Raw genomic sequence first — 21844 nt, 5'->3', positions numbered from 1 at the left:
GGACAAGACATGGCACTGGAAGACGCAAAACATCAGGTCGATGAGGCCTTTACCAACCCCGACCTCAAGGGCTTGTCCTATGAGAACACCTTTGGTGGCGCGACTTCTTTCCTGCGGCGGCTATATACCAAGGATCTGAATGGTGTGGATATCGCTGTCACCGGCGTGCCCTTTGACCAAGCAGTGACGAACCGCCCTGGCACAAGGCTGGGCCCCCGCGCGATCCGCGAGGCGAGTGCCTTGCAATCCCCCGACGCACCATACGGTTGGCCGTTCGATGCGCTCAGCGAACTGGCAATCGTCGACTATGGCGATATGGCCTATGACTACGCCAATATCCCGGCCTTTCCAGACACGCTGACGGACCATATCCGGACGATCCTGGCCGCCGATGTGGCCTCGGTCACGCTGGGCGGGGATCACTATATCAGTTTTCCCATCCTGAAAGCCTATGCCGAGAAATACGGGCCCATATCCCTGCTGCAATTCGATGCGCATACGGATACATGGGCCGACGATGATATGTCCCGCGTCGATCATGGGACCATGTTTTACAAGGCGGTGAAATCGGGGATCGTGGACCCGAAACGTTCGGTTCAGGTGGGTATCCGTACCAGCAACGAGGATACTCTGGGCGTCAACATCATCGATGCGCGCGAGGTTTACGAGTCCGGCCCCGCCGCCGTGGCGCAGAAGATCAAATCCATTCTCGGCGACCGTCCCGTCTATCTGAGCTTCGATATCGACGGACTGGACCCGGCCTTTGCACCTGGGACTGGGACGCCGGTTTGGGGTGGGATAACGTCGATTCAAGCGCAGATCATTTTGCGTGATATCGCCGGGATCAACATCAAGGGCGGGGATGTGGTCGAGGTCTCTCCGCCCTACGACACGTCTGGGGCAACGGCGATTGCCGGGGCCCACGTGGCGACGCAGATTATTTGCCTGCTGGGGTGGAACAGGCTTATGGCTGACAAAAAGTAAACGTGCAACGGCGCGCGTTAACCGATGATTAGCCATACTTCCGGTATGTGCTTAAGCAAGTGAATGGACGGGATGGGACCCAAACGCGCATGACTGAATACAATCAACCCATTAGCGGCAACGATCTGGCGCGGTTTTCCGGGCCGAACACGTTCATGCGGCTGCCGCAGGCGACCTCGCTGTCGGGGCTGGATGTGGCGGTGTTGGGGATACCGATGGATATCGGGACCTCGTGGCGGTCGGGCACGCGGTTCGGGCCCAAGCAAATCCGTAGCGAAAGCGCGATGATCCGACCCTATAACATGGCCACAACGGCCGCCCCGTTTGACAGCATGCAGATTGCGGATATCGGCGATCTGGCGATCAACACATTCTCGCTGTCTGAAAGCCTGAAGATCATCAAAGACAGTTATAACGCAATACTGGCTCAGGGCGTGACCCCTGTCGCTATGGGTGGCGATCATTCCATCACCCTGCCGATCCTAAGGGCGATTGCCGCGAAACACGGGCCGGTGGCGCTGGTGCATGTGGATGCCCATGCGGATGTAAACGATGAGATGTTTGGCGAACGCGAAACCCACGGCACCGTTTTTCGCCGTGCTTACGAAGAGGGGCTGATTGTCCCTGACAAGACCTTTCAGATCGGTATTCGCGGATCAGGCTATGCCGCCACTGATTTCACCGAGGCCAAGGGCTGGGGCTTCCGTCAGATTCCCGCATGGGAGTTGTGGCAGCAAAACCTGACACAGATTGGGTCGCAAATCCGAAAGACGGTTGAGGATCACCCGGTCTATATCACCTATGACATCGACAGCCTTGATCCGGCCTATGCCCCCGGAACAGGCACGCCCGAGATCGGCGGTCTGACCACACCTCAGGCGCTGCAACTGATCCACGCCTTGCAAGGGATCAATGTGGTGGGCTGTGATCTGGTCGAGGTCTCACCGCCCTATGACCCCTCCGGTAATACTGCACTGACGGCAGCAAATCTGTTGTTTGAATTGCTTTGCATCCTGCCGGGCGTGACGTCACGGTAGGGGTGTGGCCGACGCGCGATGCCGATAGGCTGGACGCAAATGGATTGAGCGGACAGATGAAGATGGTGTTTTGGTTATTGATTGCGATGGGCGTTGCAATGGGCGCCTATATCCGTCTTGCGCCTTCGGACCCTGCGCGCTGGCACGTGGCCCCTGAAGGCGCGGAGCGAGATCTGCCGGGTGGAGTAGTTCGGATCGTCGAGACCGGTCCTGATGGGCTTGCGCGCCTTGACAGCATCGCTGGTGCAACGCCGCGTACCCGCGTTCTGGCCGGTTCGGTGAGTGAAGGGATGATCACCTACATCACCCGCACTAAGGTGTTTGGCTTTCCTGATTATACCACAGCCCAGCAGGACGGAGACACGCTGCGAATCCATGGTCGGTTATGCTTTGGTCGTAAGGATTTTGGGGTGAACAAGGCCCGCGTTGATGGGTGGCTCTCACAGCTGTGGGCAGCGGTTAGGACGCGGAACTCTTGAGGGTCTGATCCAGATCGGGCCAGTCTAAACCCGAGGACAAACATCCCTCCTGCACCTCGCGCCACATCGGCACATTCAACGACATCTGGCATTGCGCCATGAACATGCGACCATCGACTTGCAGGCAAATCATCTCGCCCAGCTCCACGCGTGAACCGGCTTTGTCGGTGCAGTAGCAATCGCGAACCTTGCCGTCGGGACCAACATAGTCGGCCATGGCGGGTACGGCGAGCAGCGACAAAACGATAATCAACCCCTTCATGCAGGGCAGCTTAGCACAAGGCTGGCCCTTGACCAAAGCCCCCGGATGATAGACACCGCCCGGATGATCCCCGAAGAACGCCTTGAGCAGATAACCCAGCGATTCCAATACCTCGAAGCGGCCATGGCCGATGGTGCCTCGGGCGGGGATATTGCGGCTTTGGCTAAAGAGTATTCCGACCTCAAGCCGGTGGTCGATCAGATCATGGGATGGCGGCAGCTGGTGGCGGATTTGACCGAAGCCGAGGCGATGCTGGCCGACCCGGATATGAAAGAGCTGGCCGAAGAGGAAATCCCCGAGCTGAAGGCCCGCATCCCCGAGGCAGAACATGCACTGCAACTGGCGCTGTTGCCAAAGGATGCCGCAGATGCGCGTCCAGCTATGCTGGAAATCCGTCCCGGAACAGGGGGGGATGAAGCCGCGCTGTTCGCCGGTGACCTTCTGCGTATGTATCAACGCTATGCCGAGGCACGGGGGTGGCGGTTTGAGATTATCGAGGAACAGGCCTCGGACCTTGGCGGGATCAAAGAGGTGGTGGCCCATATCAAGGGCGACAACGTCTTTGCTAGGATGAAATACGAATCCGGTGTTCACCGCGTTCAGCGGGTGCCCGAAACCGAAAGTGGTGGGCGTATCCATACCTCGGCCGCGACGGTCGCTGTTTTGCCAGAGGCCGAGGATGTGGACATCCAAGTCGACGCCAATGACATCCGCATCGACACGATGCGATCTTCGGGCGCGGGCGGGCAGCACGTCAACACGACCGACTCGGCGGTGCGGATCACCCACTTGCCAACTGGTTTGGTTGTGACCAGCTCAGAGAAATCCCAGCACCGGAACCGAGAAATCGCCATGCAGGTGTTGAAGACACGCCTGTACGATCTGGAACGCCAGCGCATTGACAGTGAACGCTCGGCCGATCGGGCCAGTCAGGTGGGGTCAGGGGACAGGTCCGAGCGGATCAGAACCTATAACTTCCCGCAGGGCAGGATGACCGACCACCGCATCAACCTGACGCTTTACAAGCTGGATCAGGTGATGCAGGGCGACCTGGATGAGGTGATCGACGCGCTGACCGCTGATGATCAGGCCCGGCTGCTGGCCGAGATGGCGCAATGACCGGTGCGCAAACGGCAGCGCAGGCCATGGTGACCGCAACGGCGCGCCTGCGGGCGGCGGGGGTCGAAGATCCGGCCCGCGATGCCCGTGTCTTGCTGGCGCATGCCGCCCGGATCGAAGCCAGCCGCGTGACTCTGATTGCGCCCGAGGAGTTAGCCCCCGATATTGCCGAACGCTATGACCAACTGATCTCACTCCGTGCCATCCGGGTCCCGGTCTCGCATCTTCTGGGCGAGCGTGAGTTCTATGGCCGTCGTTTCCGCGTCAGCCGCGATGTGCTGGACCCGCGCCCCGAAACCGAGGCGCTGATCGAAGCCGCGCTCAGCGAGCCATTTGATCATGTTCTGGACCTGGGCGTTGGATCAGGCTGTATTCTGATCACGCTTCTGGCCGAACGCACCAGCGCTTCGGGCGTCGGGATCGACCTGAGCGAAGCAGCCTGCCTGCAAGCCAGTGCCAACGCGGTGCAGCACGCGGTGCAGGATCGGGTCGACATTTTCCGATCCAACTGGTTCTCGGCGGTTGAGGGCAAGTTCGATCTGATTGTGTCCAACCCTCCCTATATCTCGCTGTCCGAGATGACCGGGTTGTCGCCGGAAGTGCGCGAACACGAACCGCGAATGGCACTGACCGACGAAGGCGATGGGTTGAACGCCTATCGCCACCTCGCAGCCGGCGCGCCCGATTTTCTGCTGCCCGGTGGGCGCATTCTGGTTGAGATTGGTCCGACACAAGCCCAACAGGTCTCGGCCCTGTTTGATGCTTCGGGTCTGTCGGACATTCGGATTATCCCCGATCTGGATGGTCGTGACCGCGTTGTCGGAGCCCGTTTGCCGGGGTGAAAACCTGTAACTGAGGCCGAAATACGCCGGTTTATGTAAAAAACCTGCGAAAGTTTTGAGAATCCTCTTGTCTGGCGCGGCTGGACATGTTTACTCAGGATTAGTCGGCGAGGTTGACGCTGTTGCAGCGCACCCCTGACGCCAAGCCCAAAAAGTCGAGATTCCGTCGCGGCAAACGCCTAAGAGCAGTGCAAAAACGGGGTTGATCGACAGCGTATTTATAAGGCTGACGTAAGTAAGATGAGATCTTCCAAATCCCGCTCGCGGGCCAAGAATAACCGCAATCGTCCTTCCGGCGGTAACGTCGTTAACCGTGTTTTTGACAGCTCGGGCCCCGAGGGCAAGGTTCGCGGCACCCCGCAGCAGATCATTGACAAATACAACCAGCTTGCGCGCGATGCACAGCTGTCCAACGACCGCGTCGCGGCTGAGAACTTTCAGCAGCACGCCGAGCATTATTTGCGCATGCTCAGCGAAGCGCAGCGCGAGATCGAAGCGCGCCGCGAAGAGCAGGAGCGCCAGAATCGCGAGCGTCAGGCCGAACGCGACCGTGAACGCGCCGAGCGTCAGGAACGCGAAGCCGCCCGTCAGGCGGACCCTGCCGAGGCACCCCAGCCTGATGTCATGGGTTTTGACGCCCCCACAGCGTCCCCGGAATCGGGTCTGGTGGAAACGCCGGAAAATCAAGGTGGTGAGGCCGAAGCTCCTGAGCCGAAAGAGCGCAAGGAAAAAGCCCCGCGTCGCCCGCGTCAACGCAAGCCAAAGCCAGCGGCTGAAACCGGCGATGAGCCAGCGGCAAACGGCGGCGACACGCCCGAAGCGGCGGAGTGAGTTAGCGACAAAATCCGAAAAAGCCCTGCCGTTAAACGCAGGGCTTTTTTGTTAGATGTTATCATTTTGACTATACTACCAGCCGGGGGTGCGGCCGGGCCGAAACCAACGCAAGCCGCAATGCGTTTGAACGTCGGGAAAGCTTTGATAGCAGGGCCGTCGCGTATTGAGAGTTTATGCGCATTTCCGCAGGATGGCGCCTGTGCCGTTCTCTTAATCCATCCTTGGGGGCAGAGTGACAGAAGTTGCCGAAGACAAGCCATATTTCGATGTGCGTCAATCCGTTCGGGGAAGAAACCGAACACGGCTCATCATAGCTCCGGTGTTTGCAGTGGGTCTAATCTGGTTCGGGATGCGTCTGCTGTCTGAAGACAAGATCCAATCCCTCGATATTGACGCAGTCGAAGCTTGGACCGTTTGGTCCTTTTTCGGCGCAATAATGATAGGCACAGGGATTTACAGGCTGTTGAAGGAACTGATCTTTGCGCTGCGCGCGCGGTCAACGACGGGCGAGTGGCATTTCCGGCTTACCGACCGCGATCTGCTTTGGCAGGTCCCTGACCACGCACATGGCAAAGAGCAAGGTTTCGCCGCGCCATTAACTGAGATCGAGCGGATAGAATTCAAGACCATTCAAAAACATGAAGACATGGATGTGCGTCAGTATTGGGTGCATTTCCACGAGCGGGATCCCATCCAACTCAGGTCATTCTCCGGCGTCAGCCTGTCTTGGTTGGTCGACAAAATACGAGCCGTTGGTGTGCCCTATGAGGAAACGCTTGAAACCTACTAGTTTCGCTCGGGCAGAACGTACGCTTGCGGGCTGGATGAGCGACTAAGTCCATTGAAACGTCAGCCTTTGCCACAGCGACGCAAATGGCTGCTTTATCTTGCTCAGCGGAAATATGCGTGTCGGTGTATGTCGACTACCTGACGGTTCTAAAGACCGATTTCCGAGTTCGCGTGACCTTACAAATCAGGTTCTGATTGTCAGCCTTTACGGACTTCCCGGGCCAAGGCACAAAACGCCTCTAGCGGCACCTGCTCAGCGCGTTCTGTGGGTTTGATCCCGGCGGCGATCAGGCGGTCTTCGATATCCGGGGCCACACCTTTCAGAGAAGCGCGCAGCATTTTGCGGCGTTGGTTGAACGCGGCTGCGACCACGCGGGATAGGGTTGCGGCGTCTGCGGGGTAGCGTGGTTCGGGCAGGGCACTCAGGTGGACCACGGCGCTGGAGACCTTGGGTGGTGGCGTGAACGCGCCAGGGGGCAGGGACATTGCGATGCGAGCTTCAGCCCGCCATTGGGCCAGTATGGCGAGGCGGCCATAGGCTTTGCTGCCGGGTTGGGCGACGATGCGTTCGGCCACTTCGCGTTGGAACATAAGGGTCAGGCTTTGCCAGAAGGGTGGCCATTGGGGTGGCGTAAGCCAGCGGACCAAAAGCTCGGTGCCCACATTATAGGGTAGGTTGGCGGCGATGCGGATCGGAGGGGTCAGGTGTTCGAGCGGGTCGATTTCCAGCGCGTCACCGTTGATCACGTCAAGCTGGCCGGGGTAGGCGGCGGCGATGTCGTTCAGCGCTGCGATACAGCGCGTGTCTTTTTCCACCGCAACCACCTTGCGCGCGCCCTCAGAAAGCAGCCCACGGGTCAGGCCGCCGGGGCCGGGGCCGATTTCCAGCACATCGCATTGGGTCAGATCCCCGGCCTGACGCGCAATCTTGGCGGTCAGGTTGAGGTCGAGCAAGAAGTTCTGGCCCAGCGATTTGCGGGCTGAAAGCTGGTGGGTGGCGATGACCTCACGCAGCGGAGGCAGGCTGTCGATAGTGCTCATGATCCGGTTACCGTCGCGCGGATTGATGGGACAGCGCCAGAGGTTTTTTGCCTCCGGCGGGGATATTTTCAGCCAGGTGAAGGATCAAGGTGTGCGTGCCATCTGTTGGGCGAGTTTCAGGGCCTCGATCAGGCTGGTGGGATTGGCGATGCCTTGCCCGGCGATATCCAGCGCGGTGCCGTGATCGGGCGAGGTGCGGATGAAAGGCAGGCCCAGCGTTACATTCACGCCCCGGTCGAAATCCAGCGTTTTGATCGGGATCAGGGCCTGATCGTGATACATGGCGATGGCGGCGTCATAACGGGCGCGGGCGGCGGCGTGGAACAGCGTATCCGCCGGGTGCGGGCCGGTGACGGTGTAGTCGGGGCTGTCTAAGCTTTCTAGTAGCGGAGCGATCCAGTCCAGCTCCTCTGTGCCCATCTTGCCGCCTTCGCCTGCGTGCGGATTCAGCCCTGCGACGGCGATCCGGGGATGTGTGATGCCGAACTGTTGTTGCAGGCCTTGCGCAGTTAGCGCGATGGTTTGGGTCAGCAGATCCGGCGTCAGTTCCTCTGGCACGCGCGCGAGCGGGATGTGGATTGTGGACGGCACGACGCGCAGCTGTGCGCTGGCCAGCATCATCACCACATGTTGGCGCCCGGCCAGAGCGGCAAGAAACTCGGTATGGCCGGGATAGGCGAAATCGGCCCCGTCGATCAGCGCTTTTTTGTTGATAGGCGCCGTGCAGAGGGCCGAGGCCGCGCCCGATTGAGCCAAAGAAACGCCGCGCTCGATTGCGTCGATAACCGAGGGTGCATTGGCCGGTTCCGGTTGGCCCGGGATGTTGGAGACCGGGAAATCCACGTGCAGAACGGGCAGTGTTTGGGCGCTTGCGTCCAGCGCATCAGCCGGATCGGCGATCCGGGTGACCGGCGTACCTGGGGGCAGGTGGGTGGCATCGCCAATCAGGAAAAACGGGCAGTCATCGCGCAGCTCTGCCCAGGCTTTGGCGGCGATCTCCGGACCTATTCCAGCCGGGTCGCCACAGCTGAGCGCGATGGGCGCAATCATTGCTCGACGATAGTGGCGTCGGCGCGTAGCTGTTCCAGAAGGCTTTCTGAGAAGGCTTGCAAGCGCTGCTGTGTCAGGGCGTTGGCCACGTCGACGCGCGATGTATCTTCACCCAGATCGCGGGTGCGGTTGCACAGCATCAGAAACACCAGCGTTTGACCATTGTTGCGGGTCAGGGTGGTCGATACTTCGTTCCGATCCAGCTTGGCCAGTTCAACGGCGATATCGCGCGGGATATCGGAGGGGGCGGCTTCGGTCCGCTCCAACACGTCGGCGGGTTGTCCTTTGGCAATGCCATAAAGATCATCGCAGGTGTCAATCTCTTCGCTCAGGCGCGCGGCCTGTGCCAGCGCGTCCGCACTTCGACCACCAGGCAAGTAGTAGATCGCATAGTCGATCTTGGAATAGTTTGGCGCTCCGGTTGAGACTTCGCGCACGCCGCGCATTTGGAACAGCGCAATGGCGTTGGGCAAGGTCAGTGGTTCCGTTATCTCACCGTTTTTGAGGCCCAGAAGCACGGGTTGCAGCGCGGGCGGTAGGTTACTGATGTTCAACCAGTCCAGACGACCGCCATTGTTGCGGGTGTCAGCGGCTGAATATTGCGCTGCCGCTGCCGAGAAGGCGTCATACCCTTCAAGGCGCGAGATTTCTTCTGCCAGCCGCTCCGCCTGAGCAACGGTTTGCTGATTCACCGGGATAATGATTCCGGAGAGCAGAACCTGCAGACCACCACCACCGGATTGACCAAGGGCCCGGTTGATCTCGTCTTCGCTGGGGCGGGCCTGCGACAGGAAGCGTGCGCTGATATAGTCGCGCCATGACAATTGATCCGCAACAAAATCACGAACGGTTTCAGGCTCGATACCGGCTTCGCTGAGCAGTTGCAGGAACTGTTCAGTGCTGAACTGGCCGCGGGCGGCGAGCTGGTCAATACCCACCTGGACATCTTCAGGCGCGGCCTGAACGCCAGCCTCGCGCATGGCTTGCTGGCGCAGGCGGTCGTCGATTAGGGCCTGACGCACTTCTGCCTCGGTTCCACCCGGCACACCCAGCGCGTTCAGGAACTCCAGCCGTTGCTCAAGCTCAAACCAGGTGATGATATCCTGATTGACGCGGATCGCAGGGGAAAACAGGCTTTGCGCACTGGCCTGCGGGACAGAGACTGCCAAAACAACGGCAGCCAACGCCGATGAGATCGAACGGGCGCATCCGCCCCGGAGGAACCTGAAGAAACCTGAAATCAACTGCATTTTCTCTTGTACGTCTTTCCGCCGCCTTCAACGGCATATCCTGTCAGCGTAACGGTAAACCCGAATTCGGTCGAAGGCTCAATAGTGGTTGTTGAGGTAAAGCGTCTGTTTACGGACATGTTAAACTGAACGCATTCGTTCTGATAAGTCACACCCAGCCCCAGGCGGATGGGTTCGGAATTGGCAAGATCGTAGCGGGCCGAAGCACGCGTCAGCCAGTTCTGATCGATTTGGTGCCGCCCGCGCAACCAGATCTCGGACACTTCTTCATCCAGATTTTCAGCCGGATCAGGCTCTTGCCAGACATAGCTGCCTGATATTGCGCTGAACTCGCCTGTCCAGGCGCCGCGCAGCTCGGCGCGTGTAAAACTGAAATCGCTTTCGATCAAGCCGCGCCCGGCCAGCGACCAGCCATTGGCGGTTTTAATCTGGCCAGCCACCAGCAGATCGGATTTGGTACCCTGCAGGCCCGAGGTCAGGTTGAAATTCGGGTCAGCATCGGCGCGAAAGACCTGACCGATTGTGGCCAAGGCCTGCCATCCGTTCGATTTGTAACGCGCCCAATTGACGCCAACCACCGCTGTTGCCCCGTCTTCGCGCTGATCTTCGGCCGGAAAGCGAGACAGGGACAACAGATTGCCCTGATCGAATTCCTGAAAGGTGCTTTCATCGTTCGGAACATCCGTGTCCGAAACATCGGTCCAGCCGAATTGCACGATTGGTTCCAGAAACTGGGTCGCACCGGTTTGCTCGCGCCGTGTCATGGGATAGCGCAGGGTCAGCGCCGCGCGGGGCGTGGTGCGCGTGACGTTGCTGGGAAATGCGTCGTCATTACGGATGTTAAACGTATCAATTGCAGCGCCGATCTGGGCATCCGCGCGCAGCCCCGATGCAAAGGTCCAGCTGCGCAGCCATTCCGCATCAAACGTCGCGCGCGCGATATCGCGCCCGACAACATTCTCGTCACTGGTGCGTTCATGGGCATGAGCCACAAAGCCAAGCCGCATTTCGCCGCCGACCGTGTTTGGGAAGAACCGCTTCTCGTAGTTCAGGTCAAACACGCGCGAGGGGATCTCATCCTGTTCCTCACTGTCGCGTAGTGTTTTATAGTGGATCAGGCTGGTCCTGAAGGCGGTGTCGCGCTTGATCCGGGTCAGCGCGATCTCACTGCGCAGCCGGTCGAGATCGGGCAGGCCGTAATCCGCCAGATAGGCATCGTCCGACGTGGTCTTGAGATCGAATGTCAGCCGGAAGTCATTCCTGAGATTGAAGAAGCCGTTGGCAAACAGATAACCACGATCCTGATCGCGCTGCACATCATCGCGGGTATAGGCACCTTCGAACTGGATGCGCCCGTTCACGAAGGCTTGCCGATAGCGATAGCCCAGCGTTCGGGTGCTGGCCGAGACGAACGGCGTCAGCGTCAGGTCCTTGTTGTCGCCCAGCTTGATGAAGTATGGCACTTGCAGACCCAGACCCAGCTGCGAGGTTCTGCGGAAGGACGGTGCCAGAAACCCGGTCGCGCGTTCGAGCGTTGGGTCGGGCAGGCGCAGATAAGGAAAATAGAAGACCGGGTAGTCCAGTACGCGCAATTGCGCGCCTTCAAAGTAAAGCTGCCGCTCCAACTGATCATGGGTCACTTTGCGCGCCCGGATTTGCCAAAGCGGAGGTTTGCCATTTGCACAAACATGGCAGGAGGTGGCAGCGACCTTGCTGAACTGTGTGTAGCGCCCCGAAGCGCGCCGCGCCTGAACCGAGGCGACCTGAACCTGCTGATCGAACACCATTCGTGCACCGATCAACAACCCGTTTTGCAAGCCATCATCCAGCTCAGCTGAATCTGCCAGCAAGGTTGTCCGTCCGCCCTGATCGATCCGAATGGGTCCCTCAAGCGACAGTTTTCCGGTTTCGCGGTCAAAGGTGATACGCTGCGCGCTGACCTTGGCATCGCCCTGAAACGCCTCGACATTGCCTTCGGCGACCAGCACGCGTTCGGGCGTGATGAATATCTTATCCGCGACCAACAGGGCGGGCTCATCCTGTTGGGTGGCCTGATTGGTCGCGGGTGCTGGTGAAGTTTGAGCCAGCAGCGCAGCAGGGGACGTGACAGTCAGGGCGCTCGCCATCAGCGCAGACAGAATGCGCGGCATCAGCCGTCCTCCGCGTGTAGCAACAGGCCGAGCGACAGGAATATGGCGGCAACGGGCGGTGCCCAGGCAGCGACGTAGATGGGCAATTGTCCGTTTTCCCCGAGTATTTGCGCAAAGTTGCGCACGAAATAAATGGCAAACCCCAACAATACCGCAGTCAGAACCGCAACGCCGGTGCCGCCGAAGCGTACATGGCGCATGGTAAAAGCTGCGCCGATTAGAACCATCGAAACCAGAAAGAACGGGCGGGCCAGTTGGACTTGTAGCCAGACCTCATATTGTTTGGTTGAGAAGCCGGCCTCGCGCAGGTCCGCTATCAATTGGGGCAAATCGTAGACCGACACAGAATCCTGTTGCCCCAGCGTATCCAGAATACGTTGGCGAGTCAGCGTCGTCGGAAAGTCAAGCTGAGCATGCTCAACCGACTGTGTCTCGGGGTTCTGGCCATCTTCAAGGTTCCAGACTTTGGCGTTGCTCAGGACCCAGCTGCCATCGATCAATCGGGCCTGTTCAGCGGCAATCTGTTGTGTTGGTTTTCCGTCCGGGTTGAATGAAACGATGGTCACATCGCTCAATTTCAACTCATCGCCATTTGCTGTACCGCGCGCGTGTATCACGGCCTGGCCCGTCTCGGTGCTTTGGCGCAGCCATAGACCCTCGCCGCTGATCGACAGCGCTGAGCTGCCATTGTTTCGATAGGAATCAGAAAGGCGGTTGTACTCTTCCGAGGTGGCTGCTGCGATCGGGTTCAGAAGGGTCACGGCTAGGGCCCCGATCACAAGCGCCAGCAAGACCGGCGCTACCAGCGCGCGTATGCCGGATCGGCCAGTCGCGCGGGTTACCACCAGTTCCGAGGTGCGCGCCAACCCGACAAACAGTGCGATGGTAGCGAGGATCACCAGCAGGGGCAGCATTTCGCTGATCGCGGCAGGTGTGTTCAGCAAGGTCAGCTGCAACAGGCGGCCAAAAGACAGATCGACCTCGTCGAACCGGCGCACTTGTTCGATCAGGTCGATCAGAATCATCAGGGTCAGAAAGATGCCCCCAATGACCAGAAAACTCTGCATGAAGCGGCGAGCGAAATAGCGGTCCAAAATCACAAGCGCGACCCCGCTGGGTTTGCAGCGTTGGCGTTCAGGCCAATATCGCCTTTGCATAAACCCATGCGCGACGGTCTATGCCTGCCCTGTCGTGCCACTGTCGTCTCCCCCGAGCCTGCCGGATATTTTTGGGGGACCTTAATGCAATTGGCGGTCAGGGAAAACTGCTATCTGGTCAAGCCGGGCGGCGCGGGCTAGGTCTTGGGGAACACAGTTTCAGGAGCGCGCAATGAGCAGTCTAGTCCCAATCCGTTTTCAAGCCTTCGACGTGGAAGCTATGGCGCAGGCCGAAGGGCGCGTTGCCATCGTGGTTCCTGCGGACCGCAAGATGAGCCCGGCAGCCCGACGCGCCAATCGCCTGACCAAAGGGGCCGTTGCCCGGCTGGTTGAAAGCGATGCGTTTGGCAAGGCAAAAACCGGCGATGTCATCTCGCTGGCCTGGCCGGTTGGAATGGCTGCCGAGGCGCTGGATGTTCTGGTCCTGCCCCGCCGCCCCGAGGCGGATGAGGCGCGCAAGGTTGGTGCCGCATTGGCCAAACTGGCGGGCGGGCGCGATATGCTGGTGATGGCGGGCAATCAGGCACGGGCCGAGGATCTGGCGATGGGGATCGCCCTGCGCAGCTATGATTTTGATGCGCATAAAACAAAGGATAGCGACGCCGCGGGCTCGGTCACAATCTCTTGCAACAAGCCCGAAGAGGCCGAGGCCCAGTTTGCACCGATGTATGCGGTTGCGGATGGGGTGCGGATGACCCGTGATTTGACCAATGAGCCTGCAAATGTCCTGACCACCAGCGAATTTGCCGCCCGTCTGGACGAGATGAAATCACTGGGCCTTGAGGTCGAAGTGCTGGACGAAGTCAAACTGGCTGAGCTGGGCATGCGTACTTTGCTTTGCGTGGGGCAGGGTTCAGACAGCCCGTCCAAAGTGGTGGTGATGCAGTGGAACGGGGGCGACAAGGACGATGCGCCGCTGGCTCTGGTCGGCAAGGGGGTTGTGTTCGACACGGGGGGTATCTCGCTCAAGCCTGCTGGCGGCATGGAAGACATGACCATGGATATGGGCGGTGCAGGCGTTGTCGCCGGCACGATGCGCGCGCTGGCCAAGCGCAAGGCCAAAGCCAATGTGGTCGGGCTTGTAGGTCTGGTCGAGAACATGCCTTCGGGTAACGCCACGCGGCCGGGTGATGTGGTCAAATCGATGAAGGGCGACACGGTCGAGATCATCAACACCGACGCCGAGGGGCGTTTGGTTCTATGTGACGTCATGTGGTACGCGCAGGAACGGTTCGCACCCGTCGGCATGATCGATCTGGCCACGCTGACCGGGGCGATCATCATCGGGCTGGGGCATGAGAACGCAGGCGTATTCTCGAACAACGATACCTTCTGTGATGCCTTCCTGAAGTCGGCCAAGGCCGAGGATGAAGGCGCTTGGCGGATGCCGTTGGGGAATGCTTATGACAAGCTGCTGAAATCGCGTATCGCGGATATGAAAAACGTGGGCGGTCGACCTGCGGGTTCGATCACTGCAGCGCAATTCCTGCAGCGGTTTGTCAAAGAGGAGACGCCGTGGATTCATCTCGACATCGCCGGGGTGGCCTCGGTCGCGTCCGAGACCTCCTACGCGCCGAAAGGGGCCACTGGCTGGGGTGTTCGTGCGCTCAGCCGCTTTGTGCAGGACAATTTCGAGTAAACTATGGGCGCCGTCTATTTCTACCATCTGACCCAAAGGCCGCTGGAGCACACTTTGCCGGTGCTGCTGGATAAGGCGCAGCAGGCCGGGTGGCGGATTGCGGTGCGGGGTACTGATCCCGCCCGGTTAGACTGGCTGGACGAAAAGCTTTGGCTGGGCCCGGAGGAAGGGTTCTTGCCCCATGGCCGGGCAGGCGGGCCGCATGATGGGATGCAGCCGATCCTGCTGACCTCGGACAAACAGGCGGGCAATGAGGCCACCTGCGTGATGTCGGTGGACGGGGCCGAAGTGGCCCCGGATGAGGTCACCGCGCTGGAGCGTGTCTGTATCCTGTTCGACGGCAATGACGACCAGGCTGTTCAACATGCGCGCGACCAGTGGAAGACGCTGACTCAGGCGGGCTGTTCAGCGCAATATTGGTCCGAGGAGTCGGGCCGTTGGGAAAAGAAAGCCGAGGCCTAGTGCAAGGCGATTGCAGAAATCAGGAGAGTGACGGATGGAAATGAAGCCTTTGGGCCGCAGCGGCATCATGGTGTCTGACCTGTGTCTGGGAACGATGACCTTTGGAACCCAGACCTCGGAATCCGAGGCACATGCGCAGATGGACCTGGCATTAGGGGCGGGGATTAATTTTGTGGATGCCGCCGAGATGTACCCGGTCAACCCGATCTCGAAGGAAACTGTGGGCCGAACCGAAGAGATTTTGGGGAACTGGAACGCGGCAAATGCCGCGCGGCGGGGTGACTATGTTCTGGCAACAAAGCATTCTGGTGCAGGGTTTGCCCATGCCCGCGATGGCGCGCCGATTTCGGCTCAGACCATTCCCGAGGCAATCGAGGGATCGCTGCGGCGGTTGCAGACCGACTATATCGACCTCTATCAGTTTCACTGGCCCAATCGGGGCAGTTACATGTTCCGTCAGGACTGGAACTACGCCCCCTCGGGCCACAACACCGATGAGGTGCTGGAGAACATGCGGGGCTGTCTTGAGGCGCTGCAGGCGCAGGTTGACAAGGGCAACATCCGGGCTTTCGGTCTGTCGAATGAAAGCGCCTGGGGCACGGCGCAGTGGTTGCGGTTGTCCGAGCAGATGGGCGCGCCGCGTGTGGCGTCGGTGCAGAATGAATACTCACTGCTGTGCCGGCATTTCGACACCGATATGGCCGAGCTGAGTATGCATGAGGATGTGGGTCTCATGGCGTTTTCGCCGCTGGCCACCGGATTGCTGACCGGCAAGTATCAAGGCGGCGCGGTGCCCGAAGGATCGCGTAAGTCGATCTCGCCCGAACTGGGTGGACGCGACTCGGATCGGGTTTACGACGCTGTGGCGGCCTATCTTGAGGTGGCATCGACCCATGGGTTGGACCCGACCCATATGGCGCTGGCCTGGTGCCGGACCCGGCCCTTTATGATGTCGGCCATTTTTGGTGCCACCACTGTGACGCAGTTGGAACATATTCTGGCCGGTGACAACCTCGTGCTGTCATCAGAGGTTCTGAAGGAAATCGGGCAGGCCCATCGCGCGCATCCCATGCCGTTTTAGGGGGCGCTGCCCCCGCCGCGCGTTCCGCGCGCCTCCCCCGAGGTATTTTGGGCCAGATGAAAGGGATCCGGTCAGTGATGGGAGTGGGGCGCACGCTCGTGCCTGAGGTCGCGGGCCGACAGGCCATGGGCTGTGCGGAAGGCGCGGGCAAAGCTGGATTGCGAAGCGAAGCCGGTCGCCAGTGCCACATCCATCAAGGGCATGTCAGTGTCGGAGACCAGACGGCGCGCCTCGGCCAGCCTGAGTTGCAGGTAGTGATCCTGTGGCGTGGTGTTCAGGCGCAGGCGGAACTGTTGTTGCAATGTGCGCGGGCTGGTGCCCAGCTGATCTGCGATTGATGCAAGTGGCAGCGGGTCATCGAGCGAGGCCTGCATCAAGCTGTTTGCTTTTGATGTCAGTGGGGTATGGCGGTGCGGGGCGCCGGTGCGGCTTTGGGGTTTGGTCGGTTCGGGTGCGCCCTCGTAGAGGAAGAGGCCCGAAACGCGCGCAGCGAAACCCGCGCCATGACGTGCCGCTATAATGTGCAGCATCATCTCGACCGCAGGGATTGCGCCACCCGAGGTCAGCCGATTGCCGGACACGGTGAAGCGGTCTGGGCGGACGTCGATGTCAGGGAAACGGGTGGCGAAATTATCCAGATCTTCCCAATGGGTGGTGGCGGCGTGACCATTCAGAAGGCCAGCCTCGGCCAGCAGCCACGGCCCGCCATCAATCCCGGCCATAGCCGCGCCGGTGCCTGCGATGCGACGCAGACCGGCCAGCAGGCTGGGTGTCGCATGGCGAGCCAGTTGGAACCCGGCCACAACGATCATCAGATCGCAGCTTTGCAGGCGGGCCAACGGGGTGCCCGGGACGTGCAGCGCGCTGGTCAGCATCGCAGGGTCCGATGTTGCGGTCACATAGTCCCAGTCAAAAGCAGGCCGGTCCGCCAGTCGGTTTGCCGCGCGCATCGGATCGACAGCCGAGGCAAAGCTGAGCGTGTTGCATTCGTCCAGCACCAGCACCGCTGTTTTCAGGGCACGATGCTCAGGTTCCAAGATGTTTTTTGCGGATTTCATCAAGTTCGATTCGTATTCTGGCAAGTATTTTTCCAAAGCTGCGCCAGACTTGCGCGCAACGCAAATCGATAACCGGGGAGAAGTCTGGGGAAAACCTGGCGTGAAACCCGGTATAACGTGGGGAAAACAACATGCCTTTGGAAATGAACCGCGAGGTCTTTATCACCTGTGCTGTAACCGGTTCGGGCGGAACGCAGGATCGCAGCCCGCATGTGCCGCGCTCGCCCAAGCAGATTGCCGAGAGCGCGATTGCGGCGGCCAAGGCGGGGGCCGCAGTGGTGCATTGCCATGTGCGCGATCCCGAGACCGGTGCGCCTTCACGCGATCTGGCGCTGTATCGCGAGGTGACGGACCGCATCCGGGATGCCGAGGTTGATGCCGTTCTGAACCTGACTGCGGGTATGGGTGGTGATATGGTGTTTGGCGGTGTTGAGACTCCGCTGCCTTTGGCAGAGGCCGGAACCGATCTGGTTGGTGCGAGTGAACGGGTCGCGCATGTGGCTGAATGTTTGCCCGAGATTTGCACTTTGGACTGCGGTACCATGAATTTTGCCGAAGCAGACTATGTCATGACCAACACGCCCGGCGCGCTGCGGGCAATGGGGCGGATGATGACCGATCTGGGTGTGAAGCCCGAGATCGAAGCCTTTGATACCGGCCATCTCTGGTTTGCCAAGCAGTTGGTGAAAGAGGGTGTTCTGGAGCCGAATGCTCTGGTGCAACTGTGTATGGGCGTGCCTTGGGGCGCGCCGGATGATCTGAACACCTTCATGGCGATGGTGAACAACGTCCCTGATGACTGGACCTTCAGCGCCTTCTCGCTGGGTCGGAACGAGATGGCGTATGTGGCGGCCTCGGTTTTGGCGGGCGGAAATGTGCGTGTCGGGTTGGAAGATAATCTGTGGCTCGAGAAGGGTGTGTTGGCTGAGAACTGGCAGTTGGTCGAACGGGCCGGGTCGATCATCGAAAATATGGGCGCACGGGTGATTGGACCTGAAGAAGTGCGTGAGAAGTTAGGGCTGGTGAAACGGGCACCGGTGACGAAGTAGGTACAACACCAGGCCGCGACCGATCCTAGGAGGGTGCGAATGCGCCCTCCCGTGGGGAGGGTCGGGCGCGGCCGGGTTCGGGGTGCGAACCCGGCGGGAAATTTGGAGGACAGGGCAATGAAAACCGCAGCGATCATTGGTGGCGGAGTTATTGGCGGCGGCTGGGCCGCGCGGTTCTTGCTGAATGGCTGGGACGTGCGTGTGTTTGACCCGGACCCCGAGGCCGAGCGTAAAATCGGTGAGGTTCTGGACAATGCACGGCGCTCGTTGCCGGGGCTGAGCGATGTGCCGCTGCCACCTGAAGGCGCGCTGACGTTTCATGCGGACATTGCGGAGGCTGTTCGGGATGCCACTTGGATTCAAGAGAGCGTGCCAGAGCGGCTGGACCTTAAGCTGAAGGTTTACAAAAGCCTACAAGAGGCCTGTGATCCTGAGGCGATCATCGGCTCGTCGACCAGCGGGTTCAAACCCTCGGAATTGCAGGACGACGCCTTGCGCCCCGAGCAGATCGTGGTGACGCATCCGTTCAACCCGGTCTATCTGCTGCCATTGATCGAACTGGTGCCCACCGACAAGAACCCGCCCGAGATGGTTTCCAAGGCCAAGGATGTACTGACATCGGTCGGATTCTTCCCGCTGCATGTCAGAAAAGAGATCGACGCGCATATCGCGGATCGTTTCCTGGAGGCGGTCTGGCGCGAGGCGCTGTGGCTGGTCAAGGATGGTATCGCCACAACCGAAGAGATCGACGAGGCCATCCGCATGGGCTTTGGCATTCGCTGGGCGCAAATGGGACTATTCGAGACCTATCGCGTGGCAGGTGGCGAAGCTGGCATGCGGCACTTCATGGCGCAGTTTGGGCCCGCGCTGAAATGGCCCTGGACCAAACTCATGGACGTGCCTGAGTTTACCGATGAATTGGTCGATCTGATTGCCGATCAGTCCGATGCGCAGTCGGGGATGCACTCGATCCGTGAGCTGGAGCGTATCCGCGATAACAACCTTGTCGGCATGATGCGCGCGCTTAAGGCGCAAAATTACGGCGCAGGGGCCGTTCTAAACCAGCACGACGCGGCGCTGAAACCCGGTGCTTTGCCGACACTGGATCAGGCTGACCTGAGCCAGCCGATCCTGACCCTGTCGCGCGCGGTTCCTTTGGACTGGACCGACTATAACGGCCATATGAATGAGGCGAAGTATCTGGAGGCGTTTGCCGCCGCCACGGACCGCTTCATGGAAATCATCGGATGTGACATGGAGTACATCACCTCCGGCGGAAGCTACTTCACCGCCGAGAACCATATCCGGTATCTGGACGAAACCCATGCCGGAGCCCGGATCGAAGTGCGCACCCAGATGCTGTTGGGCCAAGGCAAGAAACTTCACGTGTTCCACAGCATGTATGAGGGCGACAAGCTTTTGGCGACGGGCGAGAGTTTCCTGTTGCATGTCGACCTTGAAACACGACGCCCCTCAGCACCTTCGGATCAGATCGAGGATGCGATGGCGCGGATTACCCAGGCGCAAGCCGATCTGCCTTATCCCGAGGGGGCAGGTGCCGCGATCCGGAAACCCGTATGACGCAGCGGGTTCTGATCACGGCGGGTGCCTCGGGCGTCGGGCGCGCGATGGCCGAGGCATTTGATGCAGCAGGAGCACAGGTCTGGGTTGTCGATATCGACGATGCGGCGCTGAATAGCTGCCCGGAAAACTGGCAGACATGCAAAACCGATGTCTCGGATGAGGCGCAGGTGGCTGATTTGTTCGACCAGATTACCAAGGCGTGGGGCGGGCTTGATGTGCTTTGTGCCAATGCGGGCGTCGCCGGGCCGACGGCCTTGGTTGAGGATGTGTCTTTAAGTGATTGGAGAAATTGCCTTTCGATCAATCTTGAAGGGGCATTTCTGTGTTCGAAATATGCGGTTCCCATGCTCAAGAAACAGGCGCGCGGGGCTGTTTTGATCACGTCTTCCACGGCGGGACAATACGGCTATCCGAACCGCTCGCCCTATGCCGCCGCGAAATGGGCGATGGTTGGATTGGGTAAGACGCTGGCGATGGAGCTTGGACCACATGGCATACGCTGTAACGTGATCTGCCCCGGTTCTGTCGAAGGTCCACGCATGGAAGGGGTCTTGCAGCGCGAGGCCGCCGCCAAGGGCATGACGCGCGATCAGGTCTACGAGGGCTATGCTTCGGGCACCTCGATGGGTCGTTTTGTTGAAGCGCGGGATATTGCTGATATGGCGGTATTTCTGGCCTCGGATGCGGCACGGCTGGTTTCGGGTCAGGTCATCGCCGTGGACGGACATACGGTCAATCCCGACCCGAAACTCTGACTTGGATCAGCCTTGATTCGGGCCTCTGATCTGGCGGATCGTGCTGCGGACGGCTTGCCAGTCTTTGGCTTGCTGTGCGTTTCCAGCAGCTTCAGATTCGCGCATCTTTTGAGCGGCTTCCGCCTCGGCCCGGTCTCCATGAACCGAGTACAAGGCACGTGCATATTGCGCTGTTTTGAGTGCGTCCATTTCGGTCATCCTCCGTGGAATGTCTGAGGGTTCGCGCAGTCACTATACTACACGGCCAGTCGGATCGCACGATTGGGGGATTCCCTTAAACAGTTGCCTTTTCAGCTTCGGCCCGCAATTCGCGCAGATGCTGGGGGAAATGACGGGCGGTCATATCGGCTTCTCGGATCAGCGTGTCGAAATGGCGGGTAAACACCTCGATCCGGTCCCGGTCGCGGAACGCCATATAGTGGCTGCCGGCGTAGAAGACGCACAACAGCGGGCCAAAGATCGTCACCGGCGCAGAATACAAACGTTTTGCGTCAAACAGATAGATCCGCAGACGCGGGTAGAGCTGCTCGCACAAAGCCAGAAGATGGTCGATCTGCTCCAGCCGAACTTCCAGCGGTAGGCCTTCGTAATAGCCTTCACCAAGGACAAAGCTGCGCATTTCGAACAAGGGCATCGCGATCTCATAATCCGATTGTGCGCTGCGCATCCAGGACAGGCGATCCTCGGAGGCCCCAATTGCCTGATCCGCCGTGCGGCCCAGATGCGGGGCGTATTCCCACTCCAGCACGGCGCGGGTCTTGAGCATATCGGGCAGGGTGGCCGGGACATAGCGGATCTTGTAGCCCGCAGCCTCTTGATGCCATTGGAAAATCCGTTCATCCACCAATGCGCGCGGGGCCTCTGTCATGCTGAGGGACCCGGCCAACAGTTCCGCCGCGCTCTCGGGTCGGTCTGATAGGCTGAGAAGCCAATCGGCCGAAACCCCCAGTGCTGCTGCGCAGCCACCAATCACATGGGCATTGGGCAGGCGCGCGCCGTCATCCGCCAGCAGTTGCGAGACGGTAGACCGGTCCACGCCAATGCTGCGGGCCAGGGCGCTTTGGCTGGTTTGGCGGTCTTCCATCGCGCGGGCCAAGCGTAGGCGAAACTGCGCAGCGCGCACGCGTTTGTCGAGTTTTTCATCCATGTGTTCGAAAATATCACATTTGATGAATTTTGTTAATCATATTCAGAATTCCCAACAGGCCACCCCGTAGGTAAC

At 59.8% G+C, this 21844-nt stretch carries 22 protein-coding genes; 13 read left to right on the top strand and 9 right to left on the bottom strand.

All coding sequences use genetic code 11. The annotated features are described in order from the left end of the window. The first annotated feature begins 9 nt into the window (after positions 1–9). The 3 genes from speB (ACR0JE_RS03705) (at position 10) to ACR0JE_RS03695 (ending at position 2500) form a co-directional block, all read left to right on the top strand. Complete coding sequence (gene speB, locus ACR0JE_RS03705; RefSeq protein ID WP_480826850.1) at positions 10–984, top strand: agmatinase; 975 nt, start codon at positions 10–12, stop codon at positions 982–984. Positions 985–1073: 89 nt separating this feature from the next. After that, the gene (gene speB / locus ACR0JE_RS03700; RefSeq protein ID WP_480863067.1) at positions 1074–2021 is read left to right on the top strand and encodes an agmatinase; all 948 of its coding nucleotides are present in this window, start codon (positions 1074–1076) and stop codon (positions 2019–2021) included. 56 nt (positions 2022–2077) lie between these two features. Continuing rightward, positions 2078–2500, top strand: a complete 423-nt coding sequence (locus ACR0JE_RS03695; RefSeq protein ID WP_480863065.1) for a DUF1499 domain-containing protein — start codon at positions 2078–2080, stop codon at positions 2498–2500. Here ACR0JE_RS03695 and ACR0JE_RS03690 read toward each other — a convergent pair. Then, positions 2481–2762 carry a hypothetical protein gene (locus tag ACR0JE_RS03690; protein WP_480863063.1) on the bottom strand — a complete coding sequence of 94 codons (282 nt, stop codon included), beginning with the start codon at positions 2760–2762 and terminating at the stop codon, positions 2481–2483. The genes ACR0JE_RS03695 and ACR0JE_RS03690 overlap by 20 nt on opposite strands. 63 nt (positions 2763–2825) lie before the next feature. On the opposite strand from ACR0JE_RS03690, the gene prfA reads away from it, so the two are divergent. The 4 genes from prfA (at position 2826) to ACR0JE_RS03670 (ending at position 6347) form a co-directional block, all read left to right on the top strand. Continuing rightward, positions 2826–3881, top strand: coding sequence for a peptide chain release factor 1 (prfA, locus tag ACR0JE_RS03685; protein WP_480863229.1), 1056 nt, complete (start codon positions 2826–2828; stop codon positions 3879–3881). Beyond that, on the top strand, positions 3878–4723 hold the full coding sequence (prmC, locus tag ACR0JE_RS03680) for a peptide chain release factor N(5)-glutamine methyltransferase (RefSeq protein ID WP_480863061.1): 846 nt from the start codon (positions 3878–3880) through the stop codon (positions 4721–4723). The genes prfA and prmC overlap by 4 nt, the downstream gene beginning before the upstream one ends. Before the next feature lie 240 nt (positions 4724–4963). After that, positions 4964–5554: a DUF4167 domain-containing protein gene (locus ACR0JE_RS03675; RefSeq protein WP_480863059.1), complete on the top strand. Its 591-nt coding sequence runs from the start codon at positions 4964–4966 to the stop codon at positions 5552–5554. A gap of 235 nt (positions 5555–5789) precedes the next feature. After that, complete coding sequence (locus tag ACR0JE_RS03670) at positions 5790–6347, top strand: hypothetical protein (protein WP_480863057.1); 558 nt, start codon at positions 5790–5792, stop codon at positions 6345–6347. Positions 6348–6544: 197 nt separating this feature from the next. Here ACR0JE_RS03670 and rsmA read toward each other — a convergent pair whose 3' ends face one another. The 5 genes from rsmA to lptG form a co-directional block, all read right to left on the bottom strand. Next, positions 6545–7387 carry a 16S rRNA (adenine(1518)-N(6)/adenine(1519)-N(6))-dimethyltransferase RsmA gene (gene rsmA / locus ACR0JE_RS03665; RefSeq protein ID WP_480863055.1) on the bottom strand — a complete coding sequence of 281 codons (843 nt, stop codon included), beginning with the start codon at positions 7385–7387 and terminating at the stop codon, positions 6545–6547. Between the two features lie 84 nt (positions 7388–7471). After that, positions 7472–8437, bottom strand: a complete 966-nt coding sequence (gene pdxA / locus ACR0JE_RS03660; RefSeq protein WP_480863053.1) for a 4-hydroxythreonine-4-phosphate dehydrogenase PdxA — start codon at positions 8435–8437, stop codon at positions 7472–7474. Beyond that, positions 8434–9687: a peptidylprolyl isomerase gene (locus ACR0JE_RS03655; protein WP_480863051.1), complete on the bottom strand. Its 1254-nt coding sequence runs from the start codon at positions 9685–9687 to the stop codon at positions 8434–8436. The genes pdxA and ACR0JE_RS03655 overlap by 4 nt, the downstream gene beginning before the upstream one ends. After that, positions 9678–11837: an LPS-assembly protein LptD gene (locus tag ACR0JE_RS03650; protein WP_480863049.1), complete on the bottom strand. Its 2160-nt coding sequence runs from the start codon at positions 11835–11837 to the stop codon at positions 9678–9680. The genes ACR0JE_RS03655 and ACR0JE_RS03650 overlap by 10 nt, the downstream gene beginning before the upstream one ends. Next, positions 11837–12937, bottom strand: a complete 1101-nt coding sequence (lptG, locus tag ACR0JE_RS03645) for an LPS export ABC transporter permease LptG (RefSeq protein WP_480863227.1) — start codon at positions 12935–12937, stop codon at positions 11837–11839. Before lptG ends, ACR0JE_RS03650 begins: the two co-directional genes overlap by 1 nt. Before the next feature lie 229 nt (positions 12938–13166). Here lptG and ACR0JE_RS03640 point away from each other — a divergent pair, with 229 nt between their 5' ends. From ACR0JE_RS03640 to ACR0JE_RS03630, 3 genes are read left to right on the top strand one after another with little or no spacing between them, the layout of a single operon-like run. Further along, on the top strand, positions 13167–14633 hold the full coding sequence (locus tag ACR0JE_RS03640) for a leucyl aminopeptidase (RefSeq protein ID WP_480863047.1): 1467 nt from the start codon (positions 13167–13169) through the stop codon (positions 14631–14633). 3 nt (positions 14634–14636) lie between these two features. Then, positions 14637–15095 (top strand): DNA polymerase III subunit chi, encoded by a 459-nt coding sequence (locus tag ACR0JE_RS03635; protein WP_480542657.1) that lies wholly within the window; start codon positions 14637–14639, stop codon positions 15093–15095. 34 nt (positions 15096–15129) lie between these two features. Then, the gene (locus ACR0JE_RS03630; protein WP_480863045.1) at positions 15130–16176 is read left to right on the top strand and encodes an aldo/keto reductase; all 1047 of its coding nucleotides are present in this window, start codon (positions 15130–15132) and stop codon (positions 16174–16176) included. A gap of 71 nt (positions 16177–16247) precedes the next feature. Here the strand turns inward: ACR0JE_RS03630 and ACR0JE_RS03625 are convergent, their stop codons facing one another. Next, complete coding sequence (locus tag ACR0JE_RS03625; protein ID WP_480543007.1) at positions 16248–17234, bottom strand: GlxA family transcriptional regulator; 987 nt, start codon at positions 17232–17234, stop codon at positions 16248–16250. A 131-nt stretch (positions 17235–17365) separates the two neighbouring features. On the opposite strand from ACR0JE_RS03625, the gene bcoG reads away from it, so the two are divergent. From bcoG to ACR0JE_RS03610, 3 genes are all read left to right on the top strand, one after another. After that, positions 17366–18283 carry a 3-dehydrocarnitine:acetyl-CoA trimethylamine transferase BcoG gene (bcoG, locus tag ACR0JE_RS03620; protein ID WP_480542661.1) on the top strand — a complete coding sequence of 306 codons (918 nt, stop codon included), beginning with the start codon at positions 17366–17368 and terminating at the stop codon, positions 18281–18283. Positions 18284–18400: 117 nt separating this feature from the next. Then, positions 18401–19864 (top strand): carnitine 3-dehydrogenase, encoded by a 1464-nt coding sequence (locus ACR0JE_RS03615; protein WP_480542663.1) that lies wholly within the window; start codon positions 18401–18403, stop codon positions 19862–19864. Next, positions 19861–20622 carry an SDR family oxidoreductase gene (locus ACR0JE_RS03610; RefSeq protein WP_480863042.1) on the top strand — a complete coding sequence of 254 codons (762 nt, stop codon included), beginning with the start codon at positions 19861–19863 and terminating at the stop codon, positions 20620–20622. Before ACR0JE_RS03615 ends, ACR0JE_RS03610 begins: the two co-directional genes overlap by 4 nt. Positions 20623–20628: 6 nt before the next feature. On the opposite strand, the gene ACR0JE_RS03605 is transcribed toward ACR0JE_RS03610, so the two are convergent. Together ACR0JE_RS03605 and ACR0JE_RS03600 are read right to left on the bottom strand one after the other, a co-directional pair. Further along, positions 20629–20811: a hypothetical protein gene (locus ACR0JE_RS03605; protein WP_353006831.1), complete on the bottom strand. Its 183-nt coding sequence runs from the start codon at positions 20809–20811 to the stop codon at positions 20629–20631. 85 nt (positions 20812–20896) lie between these two features. Then, positions 20897–21769 carry a helix-turn-helix domain-containing protein gene (locus ACR0JE_RS03600; RefSeq protein ID WP_480863041.1) on the bottom strand — a complete coding sequence of 291 codons (873 nt, stop codon included), beginning with the start codon at positions 21767–21769 and terminating at the stop codon, positions 20897–20899. Between the last annotated feature and the right edge of the window lie 75 nt (positions 21770–21844).

Source organism: Ruegeria sp. H3 (assembly GCF_056533095.1).
The sequence above is the reverse complement of the archived record's forward strand: the minus strand, read 5'-3'. Positions and strand labels throughout refer to the sequence as shown.

Bases quoted from the DNA above. Each gene is read 5' to 3' on its own strand.
- speB (WP_480826850.1), top strand. From the start codon at position 10: ATGGCACTGGAAGACGCAAAACATCAGGTCGATGAGGCCTTTACCAAC.
- speB (WP_480863067.1), top strand. From the start codon at position 1,074: ATGACTGAATACAATCAACCCATTAGCGGCAACGATCTGGCGCGGTTT.
- ACR0JE_RS03695 (WP_480863065.1), top strand. From the start codon at position 2,078: ATGAAGATGGTGTTTTGGTTATTGATTGCGATGGGCGTTGCAATGGGC.
- ACR0JE_RS03690 (WP_480863063.1), bottom strand. From the start codon at position 2,762: ATGAAGGGGTTGATTATCGTTTTGTCGCTGCTCGCCGTACCCGCCATG.
- prfA (WP_480863229.1), top strand. From the start codon at position 2,826: ATGATCCCCGAAGAACGCCTTGAGCAGATAACCCAGCGATTCCAATAC.
- prmC (WP_480863061.1), top strand. From the start codon at position 3,878: ATGACCGGTGCGCAAACGGCAGCGCAGGCCATGGTGACCGCAACGGCG.
- ACR0JE_RS03675 (WP_480863059.1), top strand. From the start codon at position 4,964: ATGAGATCTTCCAAATCCCGCTCGCGGGCCAAGAATAACCGCAATCGT.
- rsmA (WP_480863055.1), bottom strand. From the start codon at position 7,387: ATGAGCACTATCGACAGCCTGCCTCCGCTGCGTGAGGTCATCGCCACC.
- pdxA (WP_480863053.1), bottom strand. From the start codon at position 8,437: ATGATTGCGCCCATCGCGCTCAGCTGTGGCGACCCGGCTGGAATAGGT.
- ACR0JE_RS03655 (WP_480863051.1), bottom strand. From the start codon at position 9,687: ATGCAGTTGATTTCAGGTTTCTTCAGGTTCCTCCGGGGCGGATGCGCC.
- ACR0JE_RS03650 (WP_480863049.1), bottom strand. From the start codon at position 11,837: ATGCCGCGCATTCTGTCTGCGCTGATGGCGAGCGCCCTGACTGTCACG.
- ACR0JE_RS03640 (WP_480863047.1), top strand. From the start codon at position 13,167: ATGAGCAGTCTAGTCCCAATCCGTTTTCAAGCCTTCGACGTGGAAGCT.
- ACR0JE_RS03635 (WP_480542657.1), top strand. From the start codon at position 14,637: ATGGGCGCCGTCTATTTCTACCATCTGACCCAAAGGCCGCTGGAGCAC.
- ACR0JE_RS03630 (WP_480863045.1), top strand. From the start codon at position 15,130: ATGGAAATGAAGCCTTTGGGCCGCAGCGGCATCATGGTGTCTGACCTG.
- ACR0JE_RS03625 (WP_480543007.1), bottom strand. From the start codon at position 17,234: ATGAAATCCGCAAAAAACATCTTGGAACCTGAGCATCGTGCCCTGAAA.
- bcoG (WP_480542661.1), top strand. From the start codon at position 17,366: ATGCCTTTGGAAATGAACCGCGAGGTCTTTATCACCTGTGCTGTAACC.
- ACR0JE_RS03615 (WP_480542663.1), top strand. From the start codon at position 18,401: ATGAAAACCGCAGCGATCATTGGTGGCGGAGTTATTGGCGGCGGCTGG.
- ACR0JE_RS03610 (WP_480863042.1), top strand. From the start codon at position 19,861: ATGACGCAGCGGGTTCTGATCACGGCGGGTGCCTCGGGCGTCGGGCGC.
- ACR0JE_RS03605 (WP_353006831.1), bottom strand. From the start codon at position 20,811: ATGGACGCACTCAAAACAGCGCAATATGCACGTGCCTTGTACTCGGTT.
- ACR0JE_RS03600 (WP_480863041.1), bottom strand. From the start codon at position 21,769: ATGGATGAAAAACTCGACAAACGCGTGCGCGCTGCGCAGTTTCGCCTA.